This window comes from Oceanisphaera sediminis (assembly GCF_039539745.1).
Taxonomy (GTDB): domain Bacteria; phylum Pseudomonadota; class Gammaproteobacteria; order Enterobacterales; family Aeromonadaceae; genus Oceanimonas; species Oceanimonas sediminis.
Genome location: NZ_BAABDS010000009.1, coordinates 41,687 through 64,517 on the forward strand (window position 1 = coordinate 41,687; position 22,831 = coordinate 64,517).

Sequence of the window (22,831 nt, forward strand, 5' to 3'; positions counted from 1 at the left end):
ATCAGCTGCAGATAGATAAGATGGAAATATGATGAAAATTGCCCCGCACCGCACCGGTGCCGTCGGTCTTGTGACCCCGAAACAGACGCCGGACACCGCGCGTGCCACCGCAACCACCGCTGGAGGACCGGCTCAGCAAACCCAGTTAAGCCCCGAGCTTGGCATGCTGCAACAGGCCCGCCAGAGGCTGGATGCCCTGCCGGATGTCGACATGGACAAGGTCACCCAGCTACGCGAGGCGCTGGCGAGAAACGAGCTGGTGCTGGATATGGATGCCCTGTCTCAGGCCATCGTCGAGCTGCACCGCCGCTCATGAGCAAGCTGCAACTGAAGCAACTGTGGCAATTGTTGCAACGGGAACAACAGGGCTATCGGCAACTGTACCCGCTGTTGCAATGTCAGGCCCGCCTGCTGACCAGTCAGGATCATCAGGGGCTGCTGATACACAATCCGCGGCAACTGCAGCTGACCGAACAACTGGCGCAACTGGCCAGGCAACGCGAACAGCTGCAAGCGGCACTCGGCTCGACGACCCTGGATGCACTCGCCAAACGATTGCCTGACTCGCTTGCCCGGCCGCTGCTTGAGCTCTGGCAGACACTGCTGACCCTGGCACGCCGGTGCCGTGCGCTCAACGACAGCAATGGCCGTCTGCTGGCCAGCCAGAAAGAGTGGCTGGAACAACGCATGGGCGTAACACAGGGCGTGTATCATCCGGACTAACGCCGATTCAGGCACCATTCCAGCTGATTTTCCCACTCCTGACGCTGTCGCCGTTGCCACTCCTGCTGCTCGCGCTGCTGTTCAAGCAATTCCAGCCCCTTGACCTTGCCCGCCTGCTGGCGGCTCAGCCGGGCCAGGCGATCCTGATCCTGCTCGGCCACCATCAATTGCTGTTGGTGGCCATCGAGTACCCGGGTCAGCTGCTGTTTGATTAGCCCCTGATTGAGCAGGCTGGCCCCCGACACCACCCGCGGCAATCCGCTCAGTGATTCGCGGGCCTGTTCCAGCGCCTGATGCTGACGGCGCAGTTCGCTTTCTTTTGTCATCAGGCGATCCCGCTGCTGGATCAGGGTGTCCAGCTGCTGGCGTTGCTGGCGAATAAGATGATTACGCATCGCGTGCTCCGGTTAACTCGGCCAGTTGCTGCAGGCTCTGTTCGAAACTGATGGCTTCCTGCTCCTGCTGTTGCAGAAACTGTTGCAACGCGGGGTAGCAGGCAATGGCCTCGTCGGTCTCCGCGCTTTTCCCGGCCTGAATGCCCCCCAGCGGCAGCAATTCACGCACCTGCTGATACAGGCTGAACCAGCGCTTGCAGCGTACCGCCTGCGCCAGATGTTCGGGCGAGCCGACCTTGCTCATTACCCGGCTGATGGAGGCACCGATATCGATGGCCGGATAATGCCCCTGCTCGGCCAGCTGCCGGCTCAGCACCACATGGCCGTCGAGAATGGCCCGGGCCGCATCGGCCACCGGATCCTGCTGATCGTCCCCTTCGGCCAGTACCGTATAAAAGGCGGTCAGGCTGCCCCTTTCCTGCTCGCCGTTGCCGGCCCGCTCCACCAGTTCGGTCAGGGCACTGAAGGCCGATGGCGGATACCCGCGCGCCACCGGGGGCTCGCCCACCGCCAGGCCGATTTCACGCCGGGCCTGCACGAAGCGCGTCAGCGAGTCCATCAGCAGCAGCACGTCCTTGCCCTGGTCACGAAAATGTTCCGCCACCCGATGGCAGGCCTCCGCCGCCCGTACCCGCAACAGCGGGCTCTGATCGGCCGGTGCCGCTATGACCACCGCCTTGGCCCGCCCGGCTTCCCCCAGGCAGTCGTCGATAAATTCGCGCACCTCGCGACCCCGTTCGCCAATCAGCCCCACCACCACCACATCGGCACAGGTATAACGAGCCATCATGCCGAGCAGTACGCTCTTGCCGACACCGGGCCCGGCAAACAGCCCCAGTCGTTGCCCCTTGCCCGGAGTCAGCAGGGCGTTGATGGCCCGCACGCCTACATCGAGCGGCTCGCGCACCCGTCGGCGCAGCAAGGGGTTGGGAATCGGCACATGCCAGGGCACCGGCAAACCGGTTGGCGCAGGCTGGCCGTCCAATGGTCGCAACAGGCCGTCGACAATGCGCCCCAGCAGCATCGACGACAACGACAGTCGGGCTCCGTCCGGACAGGGCCGCACTCGGGCGCCGGTAAACAGGCCCCGCGCCGCCGTCAGCGGCAGCAACAGCGCCTGCTCGCGATCCAGCGCCACCACTTCGGCTTCCAGCTCGCCGCCGCCTTCGGTTTCTATCTGGCAGCGCTGCCCCAGCACCAGTCGGCAGCCGGAAACTTCCAGCACGGTGCCGGTCACTTTCAGCAAGCGCCCGTACACCTGGCCGATGCTCAGCTCATCGCTGAGCGCGGCGCGGGCCTGCAGCAGACGATGTTCAAGCTGGCTCATTGGGGGTTCCCAGACTCTGGCTGACCCGGGCGATGCCCTTTTGCAGTCGTTCCTCGGTCAGGGCTTCCAGTGTCAGGGTCTCGGTTTCGATCCGGCAGTCTCCCGGCGCCAATGCCGGATCTGCATGCAGCGCCCACCCCTGACACTCGGTAATGCCGATGGCCTGCAGTCGTTGTTGATCTTCCGGATTGACGTATAACTGTAATTCCTGCACCCGGGCATCGATGCCCTGCAGCGCCTCTTCCACAATCGCCAGTACCTGTTCCGGGTTCAGGGTCAGCTCGGAGCGGATCACCCGCCGGGCCACCTGCTCGACCAGCTCACAGATCTGCTGACGCTGCTGACCGAGGGCCGATAACGACAATTGCTGCCATTGTTGTTCGGCACCGGCCTGCCAGTGTCTCAGCTCGTCAGCCAGGGTGCGTTGCAACTCGCGCAGTTGTGCCTGTCCCTGCTGACGCCCTTGCTCTATTCCCTGCTGACGACCCGCCTCCTGCCCGGCTTCGTAGCCGGCCTGTTTACCTTGCTCGAAGCCTTGCTGGTATCCCTGCTCCAGGCTGTGCTGATATTGCTGTTCCTGCAACTCCTGGCTCGGTGACTCTTCCGCGGTTTCCTCGCCATACAGCGACGGAAACCGATAGCGACGATAGCTGCCGGGACGGCTTGAGATGGGTTTCACTAGCTCACCACCTGCTCTTCATAGAGCTGGAATTCCAGCTCGCCCTGCTCTACCAGTTCGCGCACCAGGGTCATGACTTCCAGGCGGGCATTTTCGACCCGGCTGACCGCCACCGCGCCCTCGCGCAGCATGTCCTGTTCCATTTGCTGCGCCATGCGCTTGGGCATGGCTTCCAGCATCACCCGACGTACCTGACTTTCGGCGCCCTTGAGCGCCAGTCCCAGCACTTCCAGCGGCAGCTCCTGCACGATGCGCTGCAGGGTCTCGTTGGTCTGACGAGCCAGGCTGGTAAAGTCGTACATGTTGCGTTCGATATTGCTGGCGGTCTGCGGATTATGCAGCTTGAGCAGTTCCATCAGCTGACCGCGGTTGCCCTGATAACGGTTGACGATATCGGCCACCTGACGCACCCCGTCGACCTGGGCGCCGGCGTTGTGGGCCACAAACTCCAGGCAGCGTGCCAGCGCGGCTTTCAGCTCTACCACCACAAATTCGCTGACCTCGTTGAGGTTGGCGACCCGCAGCAGCAGTTCGTCGTGGCTGTCGGCGGGCAGCAACGACAACACGGCGGCGGCCGAGTCGGCCGGCAGAAAGGCCAGGATCACCGCCTGCATCTGCGGGTGTTCCTGCTGCAGAAAGCGCGCCAGTATCTCGGGTTGCACCCATTGCAGCCGCTGTATTTCCTGGCGGACCACATCGCCGTACATGGAGTCGAGCAGGCCACGGGCCAGCTTTTCGCCCAGGGCCAGATCCAGGGTCCGTTCCAGGTATTCCCGGGAGGCGGAGTTAATGCCGCTTTGCTGACGATAGAGTTCGAAGAACTCCTGCAAGGTGCCCCGCGCCGCATCGGCCGACACCCCGGCCAGTTTCGCCATGGCGGCGGTGACCTTGCGAACATCGTCCCGATCCAGCCGCTGCAGCACCCGGGCGGCGGCGCCTTCCCCCATGCTCAGCAGCAGCACGGCGGCCTTTTCCATTTCTTTCAATGACAACTCAGTCGCTTGCTCAGTCATGATCCTTTATCCAGTGTTTGATGACTTCCGCAACCCGTTCGGTTTCTCGCTCTGCCAGCAGTTGCAGGTGGGTTACCTGAACCTTGAGTTCACTGCCCGGCGGTGGCAATTGCCATTCCTGCTCATTCATATCCCAGGGCAATACCGTGTGGGGGCCAACGCGCTCCAGCGCCGGCGCCGAGGTGGCGGCCCCCTCCAGTCGAGCGGGCTCGGCGTCGCTGGCAGTGCCGGCCTGCAGTTCCCGTATCGCCGCCTGGCGCTGATTGGTACCCAAATGACGGATCAGCGGGCGTACGCCAAACAACAGCAGGGCCAGCAGCATCAAGGCACCCAGCAGATAGCGGGCATAGGCCTGCCACTCGGGCAACTGCCACCAGGCCAGCTCGTCGGCAAACTCGCTCGGCAGCGCCTGGGGAGTAAAGTCGAAACTGGTCAGGGCAAACTGATCGCCCCGGCTTTCGCTGAAACCCACGGCGCCCTGCACCATCTGGCCGAGTTGTGCCAACTGCTCTGGCGGCCAGCCGCCCTCGGGCGCCATGGCGTTGTTGAGCAACACCGACACGCTGAGCTGCTGCAGACGCCCGCTCTGATAACGGGTATGTACCACGGAGCGGCCACTTTCGTACTGGCGCTGAAATTCCCGCTGCTCGCGCTGCTGCTTGTTGTCGGCGGAAGGCGTGTCTTCTTCGTTGGCCGCGCTTTGCGGCGGGGTGTTGGCCAGGGCGCCGGGAATGCCCAGCCCCAGGTTGTCGCTGCTGCTGTTTTCACTGCCGGTTTCGCGCAGCAATACCGGGCTGTTGTCGAGGCTTTCCCGGGTTTCTTCTACCGCATTGAAGTCGAGTTCGGCGGTCACCTGCACGCGAAAGTTGTTGGCGCCCAGCACCGGATAAAGCATGTCCCGCGCCCGTTGCACCAGTTGCTGTTCGATCTGGCGGCTGTATTCCACCTGACGCGAACTCAGGCCCTTGCTCATGCCGTTGGCCGACAGTTGATCGCTGAGCAGCAAGCCGGTCTGGTCGATCACCGAGACCTTGCTATTGGTCATGCCCGGCACGCTGCCGGCCACCAGATTGACGATACCTTCGACCTGGGTCAGATCGGGTCTATGGCCAGCGGCCACGTCCAGCATGACCGAGGCGGTCGGCGTTTGTTCGGCCCGGCCGATAAACAGGGTGCGCTCCGGCATGGCCAGGTGAACCCGAGCCTGACGCACCCAGTTCAACGCCATTATGGTACGAGCCAGCTCGCCTTCCAGCGCATGGCGATAGCGACGGGTTTCCATGAACTGGCTGGTGCCCATGCCGGTATTCATAGCCAGCTCTTCGAGCCCGGACGGCAGGCTGGCTTTTACGCCCTGAGAGGCCAGCAGCATACGCACCGGCCCCAGTCGTTCCTGCTCAACCAGGATTTGCCCACTCTGGGGATCGAGCTGAAAAGGAATTTCGCCCTTTTCCAGCACTTCGACGATGTGTCCCTGATCATAGAGTTCCTGCTTGCCGTAGAGCGGGACATACGAACGTCCGCCCTGCCACAACAGGCTGACCACCACCACCGCAATCACCAGCGCCAGACCACTCAACAGCAGCACCTGCCGATGATGGTCGGTCAGGCCCTGCCAGCGTAAGCGGCCTTTATCAAAACCGGCGCGCAGCGGCTGGGTCGCCGAGCTTAACGCACTTACTTCTGCCATAACGTCCCCTTACAGCGGCATGCGCATGATGTCATCGAAGGCGCTCGCCAGCTTGTTGCGCACCTGAACCAGGGCGGAAAAACCGAGCCCGGCTTTCTGGCTGGCCAGCATGGCGCCCACCAGATCGTCGCTGGCGCCGGTTTCCACCGCCGTCATCAGGCTCGATGCCTGCACCTGCTCGGCGTTGATGGCGCGCACCGAGTTTTTCATCAAGTCGCCGAAGGAACCCTGCTCGACCGCCGGAGCAATATCGCCACCGGCCTGTTGCTGCAGCTGACCCAGTTTGACCAGCATGGCTTGTTGTTCATTCTGAATGGAGATGCTCATGCGGTTCGGCTCCCTATTGTCCGTTCAATATCAATGCCCTGCTCACGCATGGTGGCCAGTTTGTAACGCAGTGCCCGGGTCGTCAGTCCCAGGGCTTCGGCGGTACGAGAGCGATGACCGCTGTGCTGTTGCAGGGTTTGCAATACATAATCAAATTCGGCGCGCTGACGACTGGCCTGCAGCCCCTTGCCAGGCGCAGGTGTCGACGGAGGCGTGAGCACGATCAAGGGGTTGGCCAGGCGGCTGGTTTGGCTTTCCGGCAACATCAGGTCGGCCACGTCGATAATGGCGCTGCGTGCCAGGATCAGCGCCCGCTGAATCACGTTTTCCAGCTCGCGAATATTTCCCGGCCAGCGATAGCTCATCAGGGTCCGCTCGGCTTCGGGGCTGAAACGAAACTGTTCGCCCTGACCGTAACGGCCCAGAAAATGGTGGGCCAGCGGTAGTATGTCTTCCTGCCGTTCACGCAGCGGCGGCCAGCTCAGCGGCAGCACGTCGAGCCGGTAAAACAGATCTTCCCGAAATTCGCCGGCACTGACCGCCTCACGCAGATCCCGGTTGCTGGCGGCCACGATGCGCACATCCAGTTGCATCTTCTGGTGGCTGCCGAGTCGCTCTACTTCTTTTTCCTGCAATACCCGCAACAGCTTGGCTTGCAGGTTAAGCGGCATTTCCGCAATTTCGTCCAGCAGCAGGGTGCCGCCATTGGCCAGTTCGAACTTGCCCGGCTGAGCCTGAGCGGCACCGGTGAAAGCCCCTTTGTTGTAACCGAACAGCACCGCTTCGAGCATACTTTCGGGAATGGCCGCACAGTTCACCGCCACAAAAGGCCCCTGTCCACGGCCCGATACCTGATGAATGTAGCGGGCCAGACATTCCTTGCCGGTACCGGACTCGCCGCCGATCAACACCGCCGCCGAGGTCTGGGCCGCACGATAGGCCAGCTGCAGCACCTGCAGCCCGGCCCGGGAACGCACCACCATGTTGCCGGTGCTCTGGCGCAACACCAGGCTCTGGCCCAGCACCCGCAGCAACTGGCTGGGCTGATAGGGCTTGAGCACATAGTCACAGGCACCGGCACGCAGCGCCTCGCCGGTGAGTGCACTTTCACCCTGATCGACCACCGCCATGATCACCGCCTTGGGAAAGCGGCTGACGGCGGTGCGGATCTGCTCCAGAAACCCGGGGCCGATGTCGCTGTCGAGCAAAATCACCCTGGGAGCCTGTTGCTCCCCCCGGGTCAGTGCCGTCATCAGTTCAATCTGGTATCCCTCGGCCAGCAAGGCGCCATAACATACGTCCGATACCCCCTCTCGGGAGACCAGCCACAACAATGAAGAAGCCATAGTGTCCGTGCTCATGATGCTTGTTCCGCTTGAATTAAAGTGATCGTCACCCGCCGGTTCTGATAGCGGCCGGCCGGGGTGTCGTTGTCGGTCAGGGGGGAAGCTTCGCCGTAGGCTCTGATGTCCATCGGCAGCGTTGGCAGGGTGCCGCGCAGCTGGTCGGCGACCTGCTCGGCCCGCATTCGGGACAGGCGCAGGTTGAGCTCGGCCTTGCCACGATTGTCGGTAAAGGATTCGATTAACAGACTGCTGATGCGCGCGTCACTCGTCAGCCGTGCCGCCAAGGTCTCTAACTGCTGGCGCTGGGCCGGGCTCAGCTGCTGGCTGCCAACCTTGAAATGCAGAGTCAGCCGCTGGCCATCGAGGGTCTGTTCGACGCTCGCTTCGCCACGACACAGGCGAAAGTCGCTGTAGGCCTGCTGAAAATGAATGCTCGACATCACCAGTTGATGCGGATTACCGGCTTCATCGAGCGCAAGCCAGCGGCCATCCGCCAGCGCATTGAGCGCCTCGGGCACCTGTTGTGTGAAATGAAGCCGCTGTTGACGCCAGGAGGCGTGCGCTAGAGGGACGGTATCGGCCTGTTGCCAGGGAGCCGGTATCACCGACAAGGTCGCCTGTCCGCCCTGAATGCCTTTGCTCTGCCAGTCGACATCAAAAGCGAGCTGGCCACCCGGTTTGGCACTGAAACGAGCCATGGCAACGTCGGCTATCTGGTGTTCCATGATGCAACGCGCAGCATTGCCCTGGTATCGCCAGACAGCTTGATCCAGGGCGGTCAGATAATCTGCGGCCACCGGAGAACTGACCAACAAAACACCGAGGCACACGACGCCCTGCAGTCTTGTAAGGTTATTCATAATTCAACTTGTACGTAAGCACCGGCAAAACAGCACCGGCCTGGCGTAACACCAGGATGTCAGGTAACGCTGAGAAAGGAGATACAGGTGGCGTAAGCCGAAAGGATCCTGCCTTGGCGACCCCGCTATCGTAGGATTTTCATCCCTTAGACCGGAAGCTTTGCGTCCTGAACTTTCGCTCAGTTTGCCCTTGTCATCAGCAATCTTGTTCAAATGCGACAGTAGTTGACTAAAAAAACACTATAACTTCAACTATAAACACATTTTTATCATGGTTACTTGATCTAAATGACCAAATAACCATCAAATATCCTGTTTGGGCTAATAAATTGATTTACCCCAAGGTGCCGACCACGTCGATCTGTATATGTTCGGGAATTTCGTTGTAGGAGAGCACCTTCAGACTCTTGGCAAAAACGGCGCCATAACGGGCCAGCAGAGGACGTAATTGAGGCATGACCAGCAATACCGCAGGCACTCCCTGCTCCTGCAGATTTTCCACCACCGAGGGCATCTTCTGTTGCAGCTGGGACAACAGATTCGGCTCGACCGGGAAGCTGTCGATGCTGGTCTTGCCGTTTTGCTGCTGGGCCTGATTGAGGGCACTCAACAGGGTCTGCTCCAGGGCATCAACCAGGGTAAAAGCGCTCAACACGCCGCGTTCTCCCATGATCTGGCGCACAATCACCCGCTTGAGGGCACAACGCACATCTGCCGCCAGCAGCACAGGATCCTTGGTGACTTCGGCCCCTTCCACCAGCGCGGTGGCGATGGTGACCAGATCCGACAGGCTGACCTGCTCCTTGAGCAGATAGCGGTAAATCTTGAGCTGCAGTACCGCCGGCACCGCTTCGGCCAACGCCTCGGCCAGCTTGGGTGACTGTTGCTGCAACCGCTCGCCAAGCCGGCTGACATCGTCCAGCACCAGCAATTCGGACAGATGCTCCCGCATCAGCTTGCTGACATGGGTCGCCATCACCGTCGCCGCGTCCACCACCGCATACCCCAGATTGAGCGCCTTGGGCTTGTTGGCGGCTTCAATCCATACCGCCGGCATGCCATAGGCCGGATCCTGGGTCAGCTCGCCGTCGATGTCGCCATAAATCTGGCCCTTGTTGATCGCCAGCATGCGCTCGCCATCGGCCGTGCCGCTGACCATCACCACACCCGCCAGCTTGACTCGATATTCCTGGGGCGCCAGTTGCAGGTTGTCGCGCACCCGTACCTCGGGCAGCAAAAATCCCGCCTGCTCCGACAGCGTCTTGCGCACGCCCCGAATGCGACCGATCAACGGCGCGCCCTGCTGTTCGTCCACCAGGCTCACCAGCCGGTAGCCCAGCTCCAACGTCAGCAGATCGACATAGGGCAGATCCTGCCAGGCCAGATTTGACTCCGCCGCCTTGTCTTGCGCCAGCAACAGCTCGGCCTGATCCAGCTCGGCAGCCGTCTCGGCGCCGGGTACTTTAAGCCGCCAGGCCACATAACCCAGCACGGCGGCAAACAGCAGAAACACCAGGGTCGGCATGCCCGGTACCAGCCCCAGGATCAGCATCACCGCCGCGGCGGTGTAGACCACCCGGGGGGATGCCAGCAATTGCTGGCCGACCTGGGTCGACATGTCGTTTTCGTCGTTGACCCGGGTGACGATAATGGCCGCCGCCGTGGCCAGCAGCAGTGACGGTATCTGGGCAACCAGACCATCACCGATGGTAAGCAGGGCAAAGCGCTGAAAGGCCTCGCCAGCACTCAGATCGTACTGAAACAGGCCAATCATGAAGCCGCCGAGCAGGTTGATAAACAGGATCAACAGGCCGGCGATGGCATCGCCACGCACAAATTTGGAGGCACCGTCCATGGAGCCGTAGAAGTCGGCTTCCCGGGCCACATCCTGGCGGCGCAACCGGGCCTGCTCCTGATCGAGCGAGCCGGCGTTCAGATCGGCATCGATCGCCATCTGCTTGCCGGGTAGGGCATCCAGGGTAAAGCGGGCACCTACTTCGGAAATGCGCTCGCCACCCTTGGTGATCACCACGAAGTTGATGATCATCAGGATCACGAACACCACCATGCCCACCACATAGTTGCCGCCGATCACCACTTCACCGAACGATTCAATCACCTTGCCCGCCGCGCCCGCTCCCTCGTGGCCGTGCAGCAGCACCACCCGGGTCGAGGCCACGTTCAGGGTCAGCCGCATCAGGGTCGCCACCAGCAACACGGTGGGGAATACCGAGAAGTCGAGTGGGCGTTGGGCCGACACCGCCACCAGCAGTACCAGAATCGCCAGTACTATGTTGAAGGTAAAGAGCGCATCGAGCAGCCAGGGTGGCAGCGGCAATATGACCATGGCCAGCACCGCCAACAGCAGCAGAGGGACCCCCAAGTAAGGACGGCTAAGACCTTTCCAGTTCACGCTTCACCTCGTTAATGTTGATATTTTTTCGGAATATTGAATTCGGGCAACTTGCCCGGTACGCGCCCGCGTCCTTCACGCCAGGCCTGCAGCTGCAGCACATGGGTCAGCACATAGGCCACGGCACCATAAAGGCCCGCCGGCACCTGCTGATCGACCCGGGTCGAGTAATAAATGGCGCGGGTCAGCGCCGGTATGGTGATGATTTCGCATTGATGCAGCCGGGCCAGCTCGCGAATACGGGCGGCCAGCTCGTCGCTGCCCTTGGCCACCACGAAAGGCGCTTCGGCCCGGTTGGGATCATATTTGAGCGCCACCGCGTAATGGGTCGGGTTGAGGATCACCACATCAGCCTCGGGCACCCGCTGCTCGATGCGGCCCTGTGCCATCTGAAACTGGATTTGGCGAATGCGCTGTTTGATTTCCGGCCGGCCATCGCTGCTTTTCTGCTCGTCCTTGACTTCCTGCTTGGTCATCTTCAGTTTCTGGGTCATCGACCAGCGCTGAAACGGCACGTCGATCACCGCAATCAGCGCCAGCACCACACACAGCACCAACACCGCCAGCACCAGCAGCCCCAGTCCCTGACCAAATCCGGTATACAACGACTGGCGCCCAAGAAACATCAGCCGCTCCCACTGGCTGTACAGAATGCCCGCCAGGGCACCGCCGAGCAGGCTGACCTTGAGCATCGCCTTGAGCAGCTCTACCAGGGTCTGTTTGGAGAACATGCGTTTCAGCCCGGACAGCGGATTCAGCCGTTCGAACTTGGGTTGCAGGCTGTCCCAGGACAACAAGAGGCCGCCGGGCATCAGCCCGGAAACCACCAGCAGCACCGACAGGGTCAAAAACAGCGGCAGCAGCGCCCACACCGCCGCCATCAGCGACTGTTCCAGATACAGCATCATCTGCTCGGGCTCCCGGGTAGCCGCCGCCGGCAGTTCCATGTTGAGGATGAAAAGGCGCTTGAAAAAATCACTCAGCGCGGCGGTCTGCCACAGCAGCATGATGCCGCCCAGCAGCAACAGCACCACGGTATTCAGATCCTTGGAGCGAGCCACCTGGCCCTGACGGCGAGCCTTGCGCTTTTTCTGCTCGGTAGGCTGCTCGCTCTTGTCCTGAGAAGAACTCTGATCCGACATGCTATTGAATCCAGCCGCGCATCAGGGCGAACACATCGTCGCTGAATTCCAGATAACGCTGAGGAATATTGGCCAGCATCAGCAGCAAGGACACCAGCCCCAGCATCATGGTCATGGGAAAGCCCAGGGCAAAGATATTGAGCGAAGGGGCGCTGCGGTTCATGACCCCGAAGGTCACGTTGACCAACAGCATAGCAATGACCGCCGGCAGCGACAGCAAGAGGGCGGCACCGAACATCCAGCCGAACAGCCGGAGCAGCAGGTCGAGATCGAGCTCGTACAGGCTGTGGCCCGCCGGCCAGGTACGAAAGCTCTCGACGATGATGTCGATGGCCAGCAGATGACCGTTCCAGGATAAAAACAGCAGCGCCACAAACAGCCACAACAGCTGACCGATAAGCGGCGCCGACCCGCCGTTGACCGGATCGTTCATCACCGCCATTGCCAGTCCCATCTGCATCGACAGTATCTGCCCGGCCATGGTGACCACGGTAAACAGTATTTGCAGCATCAGGGCCAGCAAGGCGCCAAACAGCAGCTGCTCCAGGGTCAGTACCGCGGTGGCGAAAGAAAAGGGGTCCACCGCCGGCCCGAGCGGCAGCAGCGGCATCAGGACCATGCTCAGCATCAGCGCGAACAGCAACCTAATCTGCGGGCTGATGTAGCCATCGCCAAACAGCGGCAAAACCCAGAAAAACGCCGCCAGCCGACAAAAGGGCCACCAGCCCTTGCCCAGCCAGGCCATCAGCTCGGGGGCGGTCAGGCTCGCCAGCGCAGTCATCCCAAGCTGCCGGGAATGGTCATGAACAGCTGATCAAACAGTTCCATCAGCTTGCGCAGCAACCAGTGGCCGGCGAAGATCAGCATAAAGAGGGTCACCAGCAGCCGCGGAAAGAAGCTCAGGGTCTGCTCCTGGATCTGGGTGGCCGACTGAATGATGCTGACCACCAGCCCCACTACCATGCCGGGAATGATCAGCACGCTCACCATGACGATGATGGTCAGTACCGCCTGACCGATGAGATCGACGCTCTGCTCCGGGGTCATTCAGCCTCCAAAACTGCGGGCCAGGGTGCCCACCGTCATCGCCCAGCCATCCACCAGCACAAACAGCATCAGTTTGAACGGCAGCGAGATCACCAGCGGCGACAGCATCATCATGCCCATCGCCATCAGCACGCTGGCCACTACCAGATCGATCACCAGGAAGGGAATGAACAGCATGAAACCGATTTGAAAGGCGGTTTTCAGCTCGCTCAGCACGAACGCCGGGATCAGCACGTCGAACGGCACGGCCTCGGGCGTCATGCTGGTGTCTTCCCGGGCGATGTTCAGAATCTGCTCCAGATCGGTTTCCCGGGTCTGGGACAGCATGAATTGCTGCAGCGGCGCCTTGGCGGTCACCAGCGCCTGTTCGAAGCCGATGTCACCCTGATCGTAGGGCACAAAGGCGTTGTGATAGATATCCTGCCACACCGGCCGCATGATCAGCAGAGTCAGAGACAGGGCGATGCCAATCAGCACCCGGTTGGGCGGGCTCTGCTGCAGGCCAAGCGCCTGCCGCAGCACCGCCAGCACCACTATGATGCGGGTGAAGCTGGTCAGCATCAGCAAAAAGGCCGGCAGCATGCCGAGGGCGGTCATCAGCAGCAATATCTGCAGCTTGACGCTGTATTCACTCTCGCCGTCGGGGCCCATCACCGACAACAGCGGAATATCGGCCAGCGCCGTCATCGGCAAGCCGGCGACTGCCAGAGCCAGCAGGTATCGCCGGTACTCAGGCTTCATCTTGCGATTCTTTGCTCGCCTGGTTGAACACCCGGGTCAGCCGTACGCCATAGCGACCGTTGGCCAGCACCACTTCGCCCTGCGCCAACAGGGTACCGTTGACCCGCACATCGAGCGGTTCGCCGGCCATTTTGTCCAGCTCGATCACCGCTCCTTCTCCGGCCTGCATCAGCTCACCCAGGCTGATTTCGGCACTGGCAACCTCCAGCGACACCTTGACCGGCAACTGCTGAAAATAGCTGAGATCACGACCGGCCACCGCCGCCATGATGTTGTCTTCCGGTTCGGTTACCGCATCCTGAAACAGGCTGTCCAGACCTTCGCCCAGCAGCAAGCTGTCATCCAATTCTTTTTCGGCCATTAGCCACCTCGTAACTGCTCAATCAATGAATCCGTGGCTGGCAAATACCAGCATGCCTTGCTGTTCGGCCACCCGGCCCTTCAGCACAGGCTGCTCTCCTACTCGGGCGCGGGTTTCCTGCAACAGGTGAATCGGCAGAATATCGCCTTCCTGCAGCAGCGGCAGTTGTCCCAATGGCAGTTCAAACTCCGCCAGTGACACCCGTAACCGGTTCGTTAACTGCGGCAGCCGCTCGTTGAGCACACCGCTCAGTTGCACGCCCAGCGCAGCCTGTTCCTGCTTCACCGGCTCGGGGTTCAGCAACACCGGCAAGGCCAGCTGCCAACTCAGGCGCTGGCCGGCACAATCGATGTCGATGGACACCAAAGTGACGGCGCTCAGATCCGGCACCGATGCCGCCATGCCGACCCGTCCCGGGCCAGCATTAAGCAAGAATTGTGCCACTAGGTTGGTCGCAAACAGCGTCAACAGTGAGCTACCCAGACGGCGCTCGGTTTCCGAGATCGGGCGTGCTTTATCTTCACGGCCCTGAACCGGAGTTCCACCAAAGGACATTTCCGCCAGCTGATACAGAGTCGACTGCTCAATCAGCAGCCAGGCCGAGGGCCGCATCTGTCCTTGCTGCTCATGTTCCATGCCGAAACACAGCAAGGAGCCCAGCTCGGGCTGGCCCTGCTGCAGCCGGCAAGAAAGACTCAACTCGGTACGATAAAGCATGGCGCCCAACCGACTCGCCCAGCCGCGCCGACATGCTTCCAGCCCTACAGCCAGTTGCCGGCGCTGCTCAAGCTGGGGGTCATGTTTGCGAAAAAAATCATAACGGGGAAATTGCGCTTCCGGTGCCACCGGATGCACCTTTCCGCCAGACGGGGCCGATGGTTCCATTATCGTCCCCTGCGGTTTATTCTCTGTCACAAGTCACCTCTGGTGCATTCTGGCCGCTCCATGCTGGCATCATGGCCATAGAGTCGGCGGTGCTACTGCTGCAAAAACGATAGCTATGCAAATAACATACCCGGTGCGTAAATAGAGAGATTGTTAGGGGGGCCGAGCCCATGCCATCTTCCGCGAATACTCATACAGAACAACACGCAGACATGAGATGTTCATCGGGGCACGTTATGATGTTGCCCTCCCTGATAATGGATGACGTCATTTATGCTCCAGGTGTTCTGGCAATTCTTTAAACTCGGCTGGATAAGCTTCGGTGGTCCCGCCGCTCATATAGGCTATTTTCAACGCCATTTCGTGCAAAAACTCGGTTGGATACCGCAGGATCGCTTCGCTTCTACCCTCGCCCTGTGCCAGTTTCTGCCCGGCCCCGCCTCCAGCCAGCTGGGCTTTGCCATCGGCTACCAACGCGCCGGGCTCACGGGGGCCCTGGCGGCCTTTGCCGGTTTCACCCTGCCCTCTTTTCTGTTGATGCTGGGGCTGGCCCTGGCCGGGCAAACCTGGGCCAGCCAACCGGCAGCCCTGGCCATCGTGACCGGACTCAAGCTGTTTGCACTGGTGGTGGTGGCCGATGCCGTACTGACCATGGCCAGTCAGTTCTGCCGCCAACGGCTGACCCTGACCATCGCCGTGTTGAGCGCCGCCCTGCTGTGGCTACTGCCGGGACTGGCCGGTCAGTTTGTGGTGCTGCTGGCGGCGGCGCTGACCGGTGCCCAGTTGCTGAAAAAAGAGCACGCCGAACCCGGCCAGCCACTCGGTCTTAACCTGCCATTTCTGTTGCTGTTTCTGGGCTTGCTGCTGGTGATGCCGCTGCTGGCACTCACCGGCACGGCGGCGATCTTTGCCGACTTTTATCAGGCCGGCAGCCTGGTGTTTGGCGGCGGCCATGTGGTACTGCCGCTGCTGCAGGGACTGCTGGCGGAGCAGCTGTCACAGGACGTATTTCTGACCGGTTATGCGGCGGCTCAGGCCATGCCCGGCCCCATGTTTACCCTGGCGAGCTTTTTAGGCGCCGAACTGTTGCCAACGGCACCGATACTGGGGGCATTGGTCGCCACTTTCGGGGTGTTTCTGCCCGGCTTTCTGCTGGTGCTGGCATTGCAACACAGCTGGCAGGCATTGGCGGCGCGGCCGGTGATGGCCGGTGCGGTGAGCGGCATCAACGCCGCGGTGGTGGGATTATTGCTGGCAGCCTTGTATCAGCCGGTGTTTGTCAGCAGCGTGACCGGCGCCCCGGCACTGGCCGCCGCTGCCCTGGGCCTGCTGGCCCTGCGCACCTTCAAATGCCCGCTGCTGGTATTGATACCGGCCTTCATGCTACTGGGATTCTGGCTGTGAACGTGGCCGACAACAAACAAAATGAGAAATAAAAACTCACTTTTCATGATGTAAGCGTATTTTTATGTAAATATCGAGATATAAAAGCCGCTAACAAGGGTATTACCGGCGAGTTACAGGGGATTGCGATCGCTTTATCAATGCCCTGTGCGTTCACTCACAGTTCATCACGGAGGCCACAGGATGTCGGCACTTTTCCATCTCGACAGAGGTAGTCAGGCGACCCTGCAACAGCAGGTCCGGGAACACTTGGTCAGTGCCATACTGGGTGGTTTTTTGCCCCCGAGCAAACCGCTCCCTTCTTGTCGTAGCCTGGCTAAAAACCTGAATGTAGCACGTAATACCATAGTGCTGGTGTATGACGAGCTGGTCTCGGATGGTTACCTTATTTCCCGTGAGCGCAGCGGTTATTATGTCAACGCCCAGTTTGCCGGTGGTCACCTTGACGCCTCCCGGGCCATGCCTGAAGATACCCATATCGACAAGGTAAACTGGCTTGATCGGCTTAAGGTAAAACCCGGCCATCAGATCAATGCCAGTCAGTCCCATTCCTGGCAAAGCTATCAATACCCCTTTGTTTACGGTCAGCTGGATACCAGCCTGTTTCCCATCGACAGCTGGCGTAAATGCTGGAAGGACGCCGTCAGCGTGCAGGCTATCCGTGACTGGAGCTCGGATCGTTACGACAGCGACGATCCTCAGTTGATCGAGCAGCTGCAGAAACGCATCCTGCCCAGCCGGGGCATACAGGCGAGCAGTGAAGAAATTCTGGTCACCGTTGGTTCACAGCAGGCTATCTATCTACTGGCCCAGCTATTACTGGACGGCCAATCCTGTTTCGGTATTGAAGATCCCGGTTATGTCAGTGCCGGCCATATCGCCCGGGTATTCAATGCCCGAGTGAAAAGCCTGGGGATCGACGAAGATGGCATGGTGGTTGATAAGCAGCTGAACGAATGTGATGCCGTCTACCTGACCCCCAGCCACCAGTGTCCGACCGCAGTAACCATGCCGCTGGCACGACGGCTCGCACTATTGGAAGCCGCACAACAACAGGATTTCATCGTCATTGAAGATGACTATGAGATGGAAATGAACTTCGATACCCATCCAACCCCTGCCCTGAAGAGCCTGGACAAGGCCGAACGGGTGCTTTACATCGGCAGCCTGTCCAAGACACTGGCTCCCGGATTGCGCATGGGATTTCTGGTTGGCCCCAAAGCCCTGATCCAGGAAGCCCGTAATCTTCGCCAGCTGATGCTGCGTCACCCGCCGCTCAATAACCAGCGCGCCGTGGCGCTGTTTCTGGCCCAGGGCTATCACGATGCCCTGTTGCGAAAACTGACCCGGGTATTCCAGGAGCGAGGGGAATGCCTGGCGCAGGCGTTAAAGCAGCACCTGCCCGACTGCATCAGCTCTCCCATCAGCGGTTCTTCTTGCTGGCTGGAACTGCCAGAACATATAGATGCAGGGCTGCTGAAACAAAGAGCGGCAAAAGAAGGGCTGCTGCTGATCTCCGCCGACAGCTACCATTTCAGCAACCATCTGCCGAAAAACTATCTCAAGATAGGCCTCTCGGCGATACCGCTCGAAAAGATCGAATCCGGCATCAGGTTGCTGGCCAAAATAAAGGCACAGCTACAAGCGGAAACGGCAGCATAAAGGAACCGGTGGCCTCCTTTATGCTGCATGAGAACAGGTGTTTTGCATGAAAACCGGGGATTTACAGATCCAGCACAACCTGTAGCTGGGCGGCAGCACGGCGCAAGGTCGGGGCCCACTCCATCAGGCTGGCCAGCGGCTTACGAGCGGTAGGGGCATGTACGGCGACTGCCGCGCGTACCTGCCCCACCTCGTCGTATACCGGCACGGCAAAAGCCACCATGCCCTCAAACATTTCTTCATTATCAATACTCAGGGTATTGGCGGCAATCTTCTCCAGTTCAAGTTCCAACTGTTCCCTATCGGTAATGGTATGTCGGGTATGAGCATCCAGAGACAAGCCGCTTAATAAGGCCTTACGTTTATGCAGCGGTATTAATGCCAGCAATAGCTTTCCGGCTGCGGTACTGTGTAATGGCATACGCGACCCCGGATGCAGCTGTATCCGTACCGGCCAGTTGGTTTCGACCCGTTCGAAATAGACCAGTTCATGGCCATCCAGCAGGGCAATATTGCAGGTTTCTCCCAGCTCTTCGGCCAGTTTCTGCAATACCGCCCGTCTCGGAGCCCCGACACTGCGTTGGGCCAGCACGCCCAGAGCCATTTTTCTCAAGCGCGGTCCCGGACTAAAGTGACGGCCATCGGGCTCTTTCTGCAACAGACCTTCCTGCTCCAGCTGGCCGATAATACGGTGTATTGTTGGCTTGGGCACATCCAGACGCTGGCACAAGTCTGCCGCCGTGGTCGCCCTGTCCTCCTTGAGCATTTCCTCGATCAAGGCAAAAGCACGAAGCAGAGTTGAGTTGGTTGCACTGGCTGATGTACTCATAAGCCCTCCTGAATGAATTTTCAGGCAGTTTATCATAGGGATATCTGGATACGTTCCGCGAACTGCCGACAAAGGACCACATCTTCCTCCAGGGCTCGGCCGCTGACGCCAATCGCGCCAACCAGTTGATCCTTCTCAAACAAGGGCAGCCCGCCTGGCAGAGAGGTGAATTTTTCATCCATAAAATCCGCCAGAGACAGCTGCTCGTTCAACAGCCTCAGCTTGAAGGCCTCGGTCGATACCCCCATCCTGGCTGCCGTATAGGCCTTGCCTATTGCAATATTGATCAGCCGTTCGGGCGCTCCATCCATCCGGTACAGATAAATCAGGGCTCCCGAAGCATCAACGGCCGCAAAACAGACCGGTTTCCCCCTATATTGCCCGGCCATGTTGGCCGTTGTCAGGCAGGCCGCCGCAACTGTCATTGAATTAATAGTCAAAGATGGCTCCTTTATCTTTGCAGCCCTAAAAAATAAAAGCGAAGCCATCAGGCTTCGCTTGTGTTAAAGAAACCGTCATAATAAAAACAATGATATTTCCGGAATATAAGTAACCAACATCAGCACCGTTATCATCACCAGCAGATACACCCAGATAGACTTGGCAAGACCACCAATACTGACATTGGCAATACCACTGGCCACGAATAGATTCACCCCCACCGGTGGCGTAATGAATCCAATTGCCAGATTCATGACCATCATCACCCCGAAATGAATCGGGTCTACCCCCACCGCTATGACCAGTGGCAGCAAAATCGGTGTGAGAATAACGATGGCTGCCAGTGCTTCCATGAAAATACCAATCCAGAGCAGAAATATATTTATCATGATCAGAATAACAATCTTGTTTGAGGTCAAAGCCAGAATAGAATCGGCAATAAACTCGGGGATCTGCTCAATGGTCATGATATTGCCAAAAATGGTCGCCATCGCCATCAGCAATATAATGATGGATGAAATGCCGGCGGCGTCCTGAGCCGAGGACCAGAGGCTGGCGAAGGTCAGTTCCTTGTGAATGCACAACCCCACGAACAGGCCATAAAGGGCGGCGACGGCCGCGGCTTCGGTCGGCGTCATGATGCCACCATAGATGCCGCCCAGCACAATCACCGGCACCATCAAGGCCCATTTGGCCTGCCAGGCCGCACTCATGAAGGTTTTTAGCGAGCGCTCCCGCACTTCACCATACCAGCCATGTTTCTTGGAGATAAGGTAGGCAACGACCATCAGGGCCACGCCCATGATCAAACCGGGTATGATACCGGCAATAAACAGCTTGCCGATGGAGACCTGAGCAGATACCCCGTAGACCACAAAGGGGTTGCTGGGCGGAATAATCACCCCAATCGCTCCGGCGCAAGCCACCACGGTGGCAGAGAAGTATTTATCATATCCCCGGGCTATCATGGCCGGTATGGTAATGGAGCCGATGGCCGCCACCGTGGCCGGGCCGGAACCACTGATCGAGGCGAAGAAGATACAGGTCATGATACTGGCCAGTGCCATACCACCAGGCAAGGCGCCTACCAATTCATCACCCAGTGCCAATAGCCGCCTGGACAAGCCCCCGGCCCCCATGAATACTCCGGCCGCAATAAAGAAAGGAATGGCCATGATGGGGAAGGAGTCGATCGAAGAAAAGGCAATCTGAGCCAGATAATCCACCGGCAGGGTGCCGGCCCCCAGCACAGTGGTCAGCCCCGCCAGCCCCAGGGAAAAAGCAATAGGCACGCCCAAAACAAGAAAAAAAGTAAAGTAACCGAACAACAGCAGAGGTGCATTCCAGTCTTCAGACAACAACACAGGCAAAAACAGCAATACCGACAACGCAATGCCCAGTACAACATCTGACAGTGTCATCTTTCTGCTCTGTTGCCACAGTGTCTGCAAGGTACGCACCGACATCAGGCCAAACCCGATAGGCAATATCAGGTAGGGAATGTAATAACCTATCTGCAAAGCGGGTGTTACTTGTGGCATAGCCAACTGCATTTTTACATAATCAAGACCTATATAAGAAAAAAGAAACACCAGTACCAGAGTACAAGAGTCAATCATTATCCAGACAATACTCTGCCAGCGCTGTGAAAGCCTGTTGTGTAACACATCAACTCGAATTCCACCTCTTGTAAGGATGGATATAGATACTGCAAGATATGAAATCCAGATAAAAACATATCTTGCCAGCTCTTCGGTCCAGACTCCCCACCCTACGGCGCCCTTGATGTTTTCACGCAGCATTCCGATATCCAGCCAGCCACTGAAAAATTGCTCAAAGCCCGGCGTAGCAGTCAGGTCCAGGAGAGTGGATATACCATACCTGAAAAACGTCTGGTAATTGATGATTAGAATCATCAAAATCAAACCAACAAAAAGAAAAGGTTTTTCTAGGTTATTGAATATATTCAAAAGTGAATATTTTCGCTCGCGAACATCCTGCATTTCGCTTTGCTTTAGCATTTCCATAAAGCAGCTCCGGCACAATACCTTCATCAACAAATAAGGTAGAAGTATCACTCCTACCTGTTAGCAGCCCCCGGATTGGATAACAGCTATCCGGCACCATCATTAATCAATAGATAAATACTATTTTACTGCTGGGTATCCTGTACCAGCTTGATTAAATCGTCCGGTAGATTGGTTGCAAACTCATCAAATACAGGTTTGGTCAGCTCACGAAATCTGGCATTTTCTTCCGCCGTTGTTTGATGAATAGTAATACCAGCCTCTAACATTCCCTCTCGGGCTTTATCCTCGTTTGCAGGATAAGCTTCTGTCCGCTGATAAGTAACCGCTTCCTGAGCTGCTTCTTCAATGACTTCCCTGGCTTCGACAGGAAGTGAATCCCACCAGTTCTTATTGGCCATTGCCACCTGCATGCCATAGTTATGGGCCGAGGTCACCGCATATTCTAGGTTTTCATAGTGCTTGGCACCAAACATATGCGGAAAAGTATTTCCTTCAGCATCTATGGTGCCCTGCTGCAGCGCGGTATAAACCTCTCCCCAGGCAATAGGAGCCGGATTCGCGCCCAACGCCTTGGCCACTGCCACTTCTACCGGTGAATCGGTGGTTCTCATTTTTAACCCGGATAATGAATCTGGACCGGTTAACGGTTTACTGGTCGAAACAAAATTGCGATAGCCATATTCTGCGTACATGATGGGCTGCAAACCAATTTCATTCGACGCCTGCTCGAAGTAGGTGTTCAGCGGACCACCCTTGTCCAAAGACTTGTAAAGCTTATCCTGGTGTTCAGGGCTAGTAATGTATGGCAAGTCAAAGACCTGGAAAAGGCGAGAAAAGCCTGCCAGATTCGGAGTCGAGCTAACGCCTACCTCCAGCGTCCCTCTCTGCGCCCCTTCTATCAGCACGCGATCACTGCCAAGAATAGCCCCCGGAAATACCTGAACCCTTATCCGGCTATCCGATTTTTCTTTAACCAGATCGGCAAACTTTTCATAGGCCTGAGTAATGTGATTACCCGGCGGAGCCGTGTGCGCCAGCTTCATCTTGATCTTGGGGCCTGTGTATTCAGCCATGACGACCGGACTGACCGACATGGCCAGTACCACTGACGACAGGATAAACGGAGTAATTTTCATAGGTAACCTCATCCTTGACTTGATAAAAACTTACAAAAAGTTAACAAGTGAGACTATATTAACCAAAATATATCCTGTCAATGAACAAAAAATAAATAAACGATACGAATAGTATCGAAAAGTAATTATATTGGGTGGGTAACTTACTGACAGAAAGTCAGCTCACTGTCAGATAAGCCGAAACTTTTGGAGCCATTTATGAGCGATCATGTAGTGGGTCTGCATCAAGATGAAACCTTTGGGGGAGTTCGACTATATCGTGGTGGGCGCAGGCTCAGCAGGATGTGTGCTGGCTAACCGGCTCAGGGTTGCCGACGCCTCGATCATGATCGGCGAAAAATGCGCCGACATGATCAAGCAGGGTCGAGCTCATGGCTGAA

General features: G+C 58.4%; 24 protein-coding genes and 1 riboswitch. Of the genes, 5 read left to right on the forward strand and 19 right to left on the reverse strand.

The genetic code is table 11. The annotated features are described in order from the left end of the window. Positions 1 to 28 precede the first annotated feature (28 nt). Both flgM and ABD827_RS03595 read left to right on the forward strand, forming a co-directional pair. On the forward strand, positions 29 to 316 hold the full coding sequence (gene flgM, locus ABD827_RS03590; protein ID WP_344962406.1) for a flagellar biosynthesis anti-sigma factor FlgM: 288 nt from the start codon (positions 29 to 31) through the stop codon (positions 314 to 316). After that, positions 313 to 723, forward strand: a complete 411-nt coding sequence (locus ABD827_RS03595) for a flagellar protein FlgN (protein WP_344962408.1) — start codon at positions 313 to 315, stop codon at positions 721 to 723. The genes flgM and ABD827_RS03595 overlap by 4 nt, the downstream gene beginning before the upstream one ends. Here the strand turns inward: ABD827_RS03595 and ABD827_RS03600 are convergent. From ABD827_RS03600 to ABD827_RS03670, 15 genes are all read right to left on the reverse strand, one after another. Beyond that, complete coding sequence (locus tag ABD827_RS03600) at positions 720 to 1,118, reverse strand: hypothetical protein (protein WP_344962410.1); 399 nt, start codon at positions 1,116 to 1,118, stop codon at positions 720 to 722. The genes ABD827_RS03595 and ABD827_RS03600 overlap by 4 nt on opposite strands. After that, positions 1,111 to 2,445: a FliI/YscN family ATPase gene (locus ABD827_RS03605; RefSeq protein WP_344962412.1), complete on the reverse strand. Its 1,335-nt coding sequence runs from the start codon at positions 2,443 to 2,445 to the stop codon at positions 1,111 to 1,113. The genes ABD827_RS03600 and ABD827_RS03605 overlap by 8 nt, the downstream gene beginning before the upstream one ends. Further along, the gene (locus ABD827_RS03610) at positions 2,432 to 3,124 is read right to left on the reverse strand and encodes a FliH/SctL family protein (protein WP_344962414.1); all 693 of its coding nucleotides are present in this window, start codon (positions 3,122 to 3,124) and stop codon (positions 2,432 to 2,434) included. The genes ABD827_RS03605 and ABD827_RS03610 overlap by 14 nt, the downstream gene beginning before the upstream one ends. After that, positions 3,124 to 4,137 carry a FliG C-terminal domain-containing protein gene (locus ABD827_RS03615; protein WP_344962416.1) on the reverse strand — a complete coding sequence of 338 codons (1,014 nt, stop codon included), beginning with the start codon at positions 4,135 to 4,137 and terminating at the stop codon, positions 3,124 to 3,126. The genes ABD827_RS03610 and ABD827_RS03615 overlap by 1 nt, the downstream gene beginning before the upstream one ends. Then, positions 4,130 to 5,827: a flagellar basal-body MS-ring/collar protein FliF gene (gene fliF, locus ABD827_RS03620; RefSeq protein WP_344962418.1), complete on the reverse strand. Its 1,698-nt coding sequence runs from the start codon at positions 5,825 to 5,827 to the stop codon at positions 4,130 to 4,132. The genes ABD827_RS03615 and fliF overlap by 8 nt, the downstream gene beginning before the upstream one ends. 9 nt (positions 5,828 to 5,836) lie before the next feature. Continuing rightward, complete coding sequence (fliE, locus tag ABD827_RS03625) at positions 5,837 to 6,154, reverse strand: flagellar hook-basal body complex protein FliE (protein WP_344962420.1); 318 nt, start codon at positions 6,152 to 6,154, stop codon at positions 5,837 to 5,839. Beyond that, on the reverse strand, positions 6,151 to 7,515 hold the full coding sequence (locus ABD827_RS03630; RefSeq protein ID WP_344962422.1) for a sigma 54-interacting transcriptional regulator: 1,365 nt from the start codon (positions 7,513 to 7,515) through the stop codon (positions 6,151 to 6,153). The genes fliE and ABD827_RS03630 overlap by 4 nt, the downstream gene beginning before the upstream one ends. Continuing rightward, positions 7,512 to 8,360 (reverse strand): MotY family protein, encoded by an 849-nt coding sequence (locus ABD827_RS03635; protein WP_344962424.1) that lies wholly within the window; start codon positions 8,358 to 8,360, stop codon positions 7,512 to 7,514. The genes ABD827_RS03630 and ABD827_RS03635 overlap by 4 nt, the downstream gene beginning before the upstream one ends. Before the next feature lie 112 nt (positions 8,361 to 8,472). Then, positions 8,473 to 8,559, reverse strand: a riboswitch (cyclic di-GMP riboswitch). Positions 8,560 to 8,694: 135 nt separating this feature from the next. Continuing rightward, positions 8,695 to 10,773, reverse strand: coding sequence for a flagellar biosynthesis protein FlhA (gene flhA, locus ABD827_RS03640; RefSeq protein ID WP_344962426.1), 2,079 nt, complete (start codon positions 10,771 to 10,773; stop codon positions 8,695 to 8,697). 11 nt (positions 10,774 to 10,784) lie between these two features. After that, positions 10,785 to 11,915, reverse strand: a complete 1,131-nt coding sequence (flhB, locus tag ABD827_RS03645; protein WP_344962428.1) for a flagellar biosynthesis protein FlhB — start codon at positions 11,913 to 11,915, stop codon at positions 10,785 to 10,787. A gap of 1 nt (position 11,916) precedes the next feature. After that, on the reverse strand, positions 11,917 to 12,696 hold the full coding sequence (fliR, locus tag ABD827_RS03650; RefSeq protein ID WP_344962430.1) for a flagellar biosynthetic protein FliR: 780 nt from the start codon (positions 12,694 to 12,696) through the stop codon (positions 11,917 to 11,919). After that, positions 12,693 to 12,962 carry a flagellar biosynthetic protein FliQ gene (locus ABD827_RS03655; RefSeq protein WP_344962432.1) on the reverse strand — a complete coding sequence of 90 codons (270 nt, stop codon included), beginning with the start codon at positions 12,960 to 12,962 and terminating at the stop codon, positions 12,693 to 12,695. Before ABD827_RS03655 ends, fliR begins: the two co-directional genes overlap by 4 nt. Continuing rightward, positions 12,963 to 13,703 (reverse strand): flagellar type III secretion system pore protein FliP, encoded by a 741-nt coding sequence (gene fliP, locus ABD827_RS03660; RefSeq protein ID WP_425567962.1) that lies wholly within the window; start codon positions 13,701 to 13,703, stop codon positions 12,963 to 12,965. Next, positions 13,693 to 14,064 carry a flagellar motor switch protein FliN gene (fliN, locus tag ABD827_RS03665; RefSeq protein WP_344962434.1) on the reverse strand — a complete coding sequence of 124 codons (372 nt, stop codon included), beginning with the start codon at positions 14,062 to 14,064 and terminating at the stop codon, positions 13,693 to 13,695. The genes fliP and fliN overlap by 11 nt, the downstream gene beginning before the upstream one ends. 18 nt (positions 14,065 to 14,082) lie before the next feature. Then, a complete protein-coding gene (locus ABD827_RS03670) occupies positions 14,083 to 14,949 on the reverse strand; it encodes a FliM/FliN family flagellar motor switch protein (protein WP_344962436.1) in 867 nt (288 codons plus the stop codon). 273 nt (positions 14,950 to 15,222) lie between these two features. Here ABD827_RS03670 and chrA point away from each other — a divergent pair, with 273 nt between their 5' ends. Both chrA and pdxR read left to right on the forward strand, forming a co-directional pair. Then, positions 15,223 to 16,353, forward strand: a complete 1,131-nt coding sequence (gene chrA, locus ABD827_RS03675; protein WP_344962438.1) for a chromate efflux transporter — start codon at positions 15,223 to 15,225, stop codon at positions 16,351 to 16,353. A gap of 183 nt (positions 16,354 to 16,536) precedes the next feature. After that, positions 16,537 to 18,015: a MocR-like pyridoxine biosynthesis transcription factor PdxR gene (pdxR, locus tag ABD827_RS03680; RefSeq protein WP_344962440.1), complete on the forward strand. Its 1,479-nt coding sequence runs from the start codon at positions 16,537 to 16,539 to the stop codon at positions 18,013 to 18,015. Between the two features lie 61 nt (positions 18,016 to 18,076). On the opposite strand, the gene ABD827_RS03685 is transcribed toward pdxR, so the two are convergent. The 4 genes from ABD827_RS03685 to ABD827_RS03700 form a co-directional block, all read right to left on the reverse strand. Then, positions 18,077 to 18,844 carry an IclR family transcriptional regulator gene (locus ABD827_RS03685; protein ID WP_344962441.1) on the reverse strand — a complete coding sequence of 256 codons (768 nt, stop codon included), beginning with the start codon at positions 18,842 to 18,844 and terminating at the stop codon, positions 18,077 to 18,079. A gap of 32 nt (positions 18,845 to 18,876) precedes the next feature. Next, a complete protein-coding gene (locus ABD827_RS03690; RefSeq protein WP_344962443.1) occupies positions 18,877 to 19,284 on the reverse strand; it encodes a GlcG/HbpS family heme-binding protein in 408 nt (135 codons plus the stop codon). Between the two features lie 75 nt (positions 19,285 to 19,359). Continuing rightward, the gene (locus tag ABD827_RS03695) at positions 19,360 to 21,312 is read right to left on the reverse strand and encodes a TRAP transporter large permease (RefSeq protein WP_344962445.1); all 1,953 of its coding nucleotides are present in this window, start codon (positions 21,310 to 21,312) and stop codon (positions 19,360 to 19,362) included. A 125-nt stretch (positions 21,313 to 21,437) separates the two neighbouring features. Beyond that, positions 21,438 to 22,451, reverse strand: a complete 1,014-nt coding sequence (locus ABD827_RS03700) for a TRAP transporter substrate-binding protein (RefSeq protein WP_344962447.1) — start codon at positions 22,449 to 22,451, stop codon at positions 21,438 to 21,440. Positions 22,452 to 22,680: 229 nt separating this feature from the next. On the opposite strand from ABD827_RS03700, the gene ABD827_RS03705 reads away from it, so the two are divergent. Continuing rightward, a complete protein-coding gene (locus ABD827_RS03705) occupies positions 22,681 to 22,830 on the forward strand; it encodes a hypothetical protein (protein ID WP_344962449.1) in 150 nt (49 codons plus the stop codon). Position 22,831: the final 1 nt, after the last annotated feature.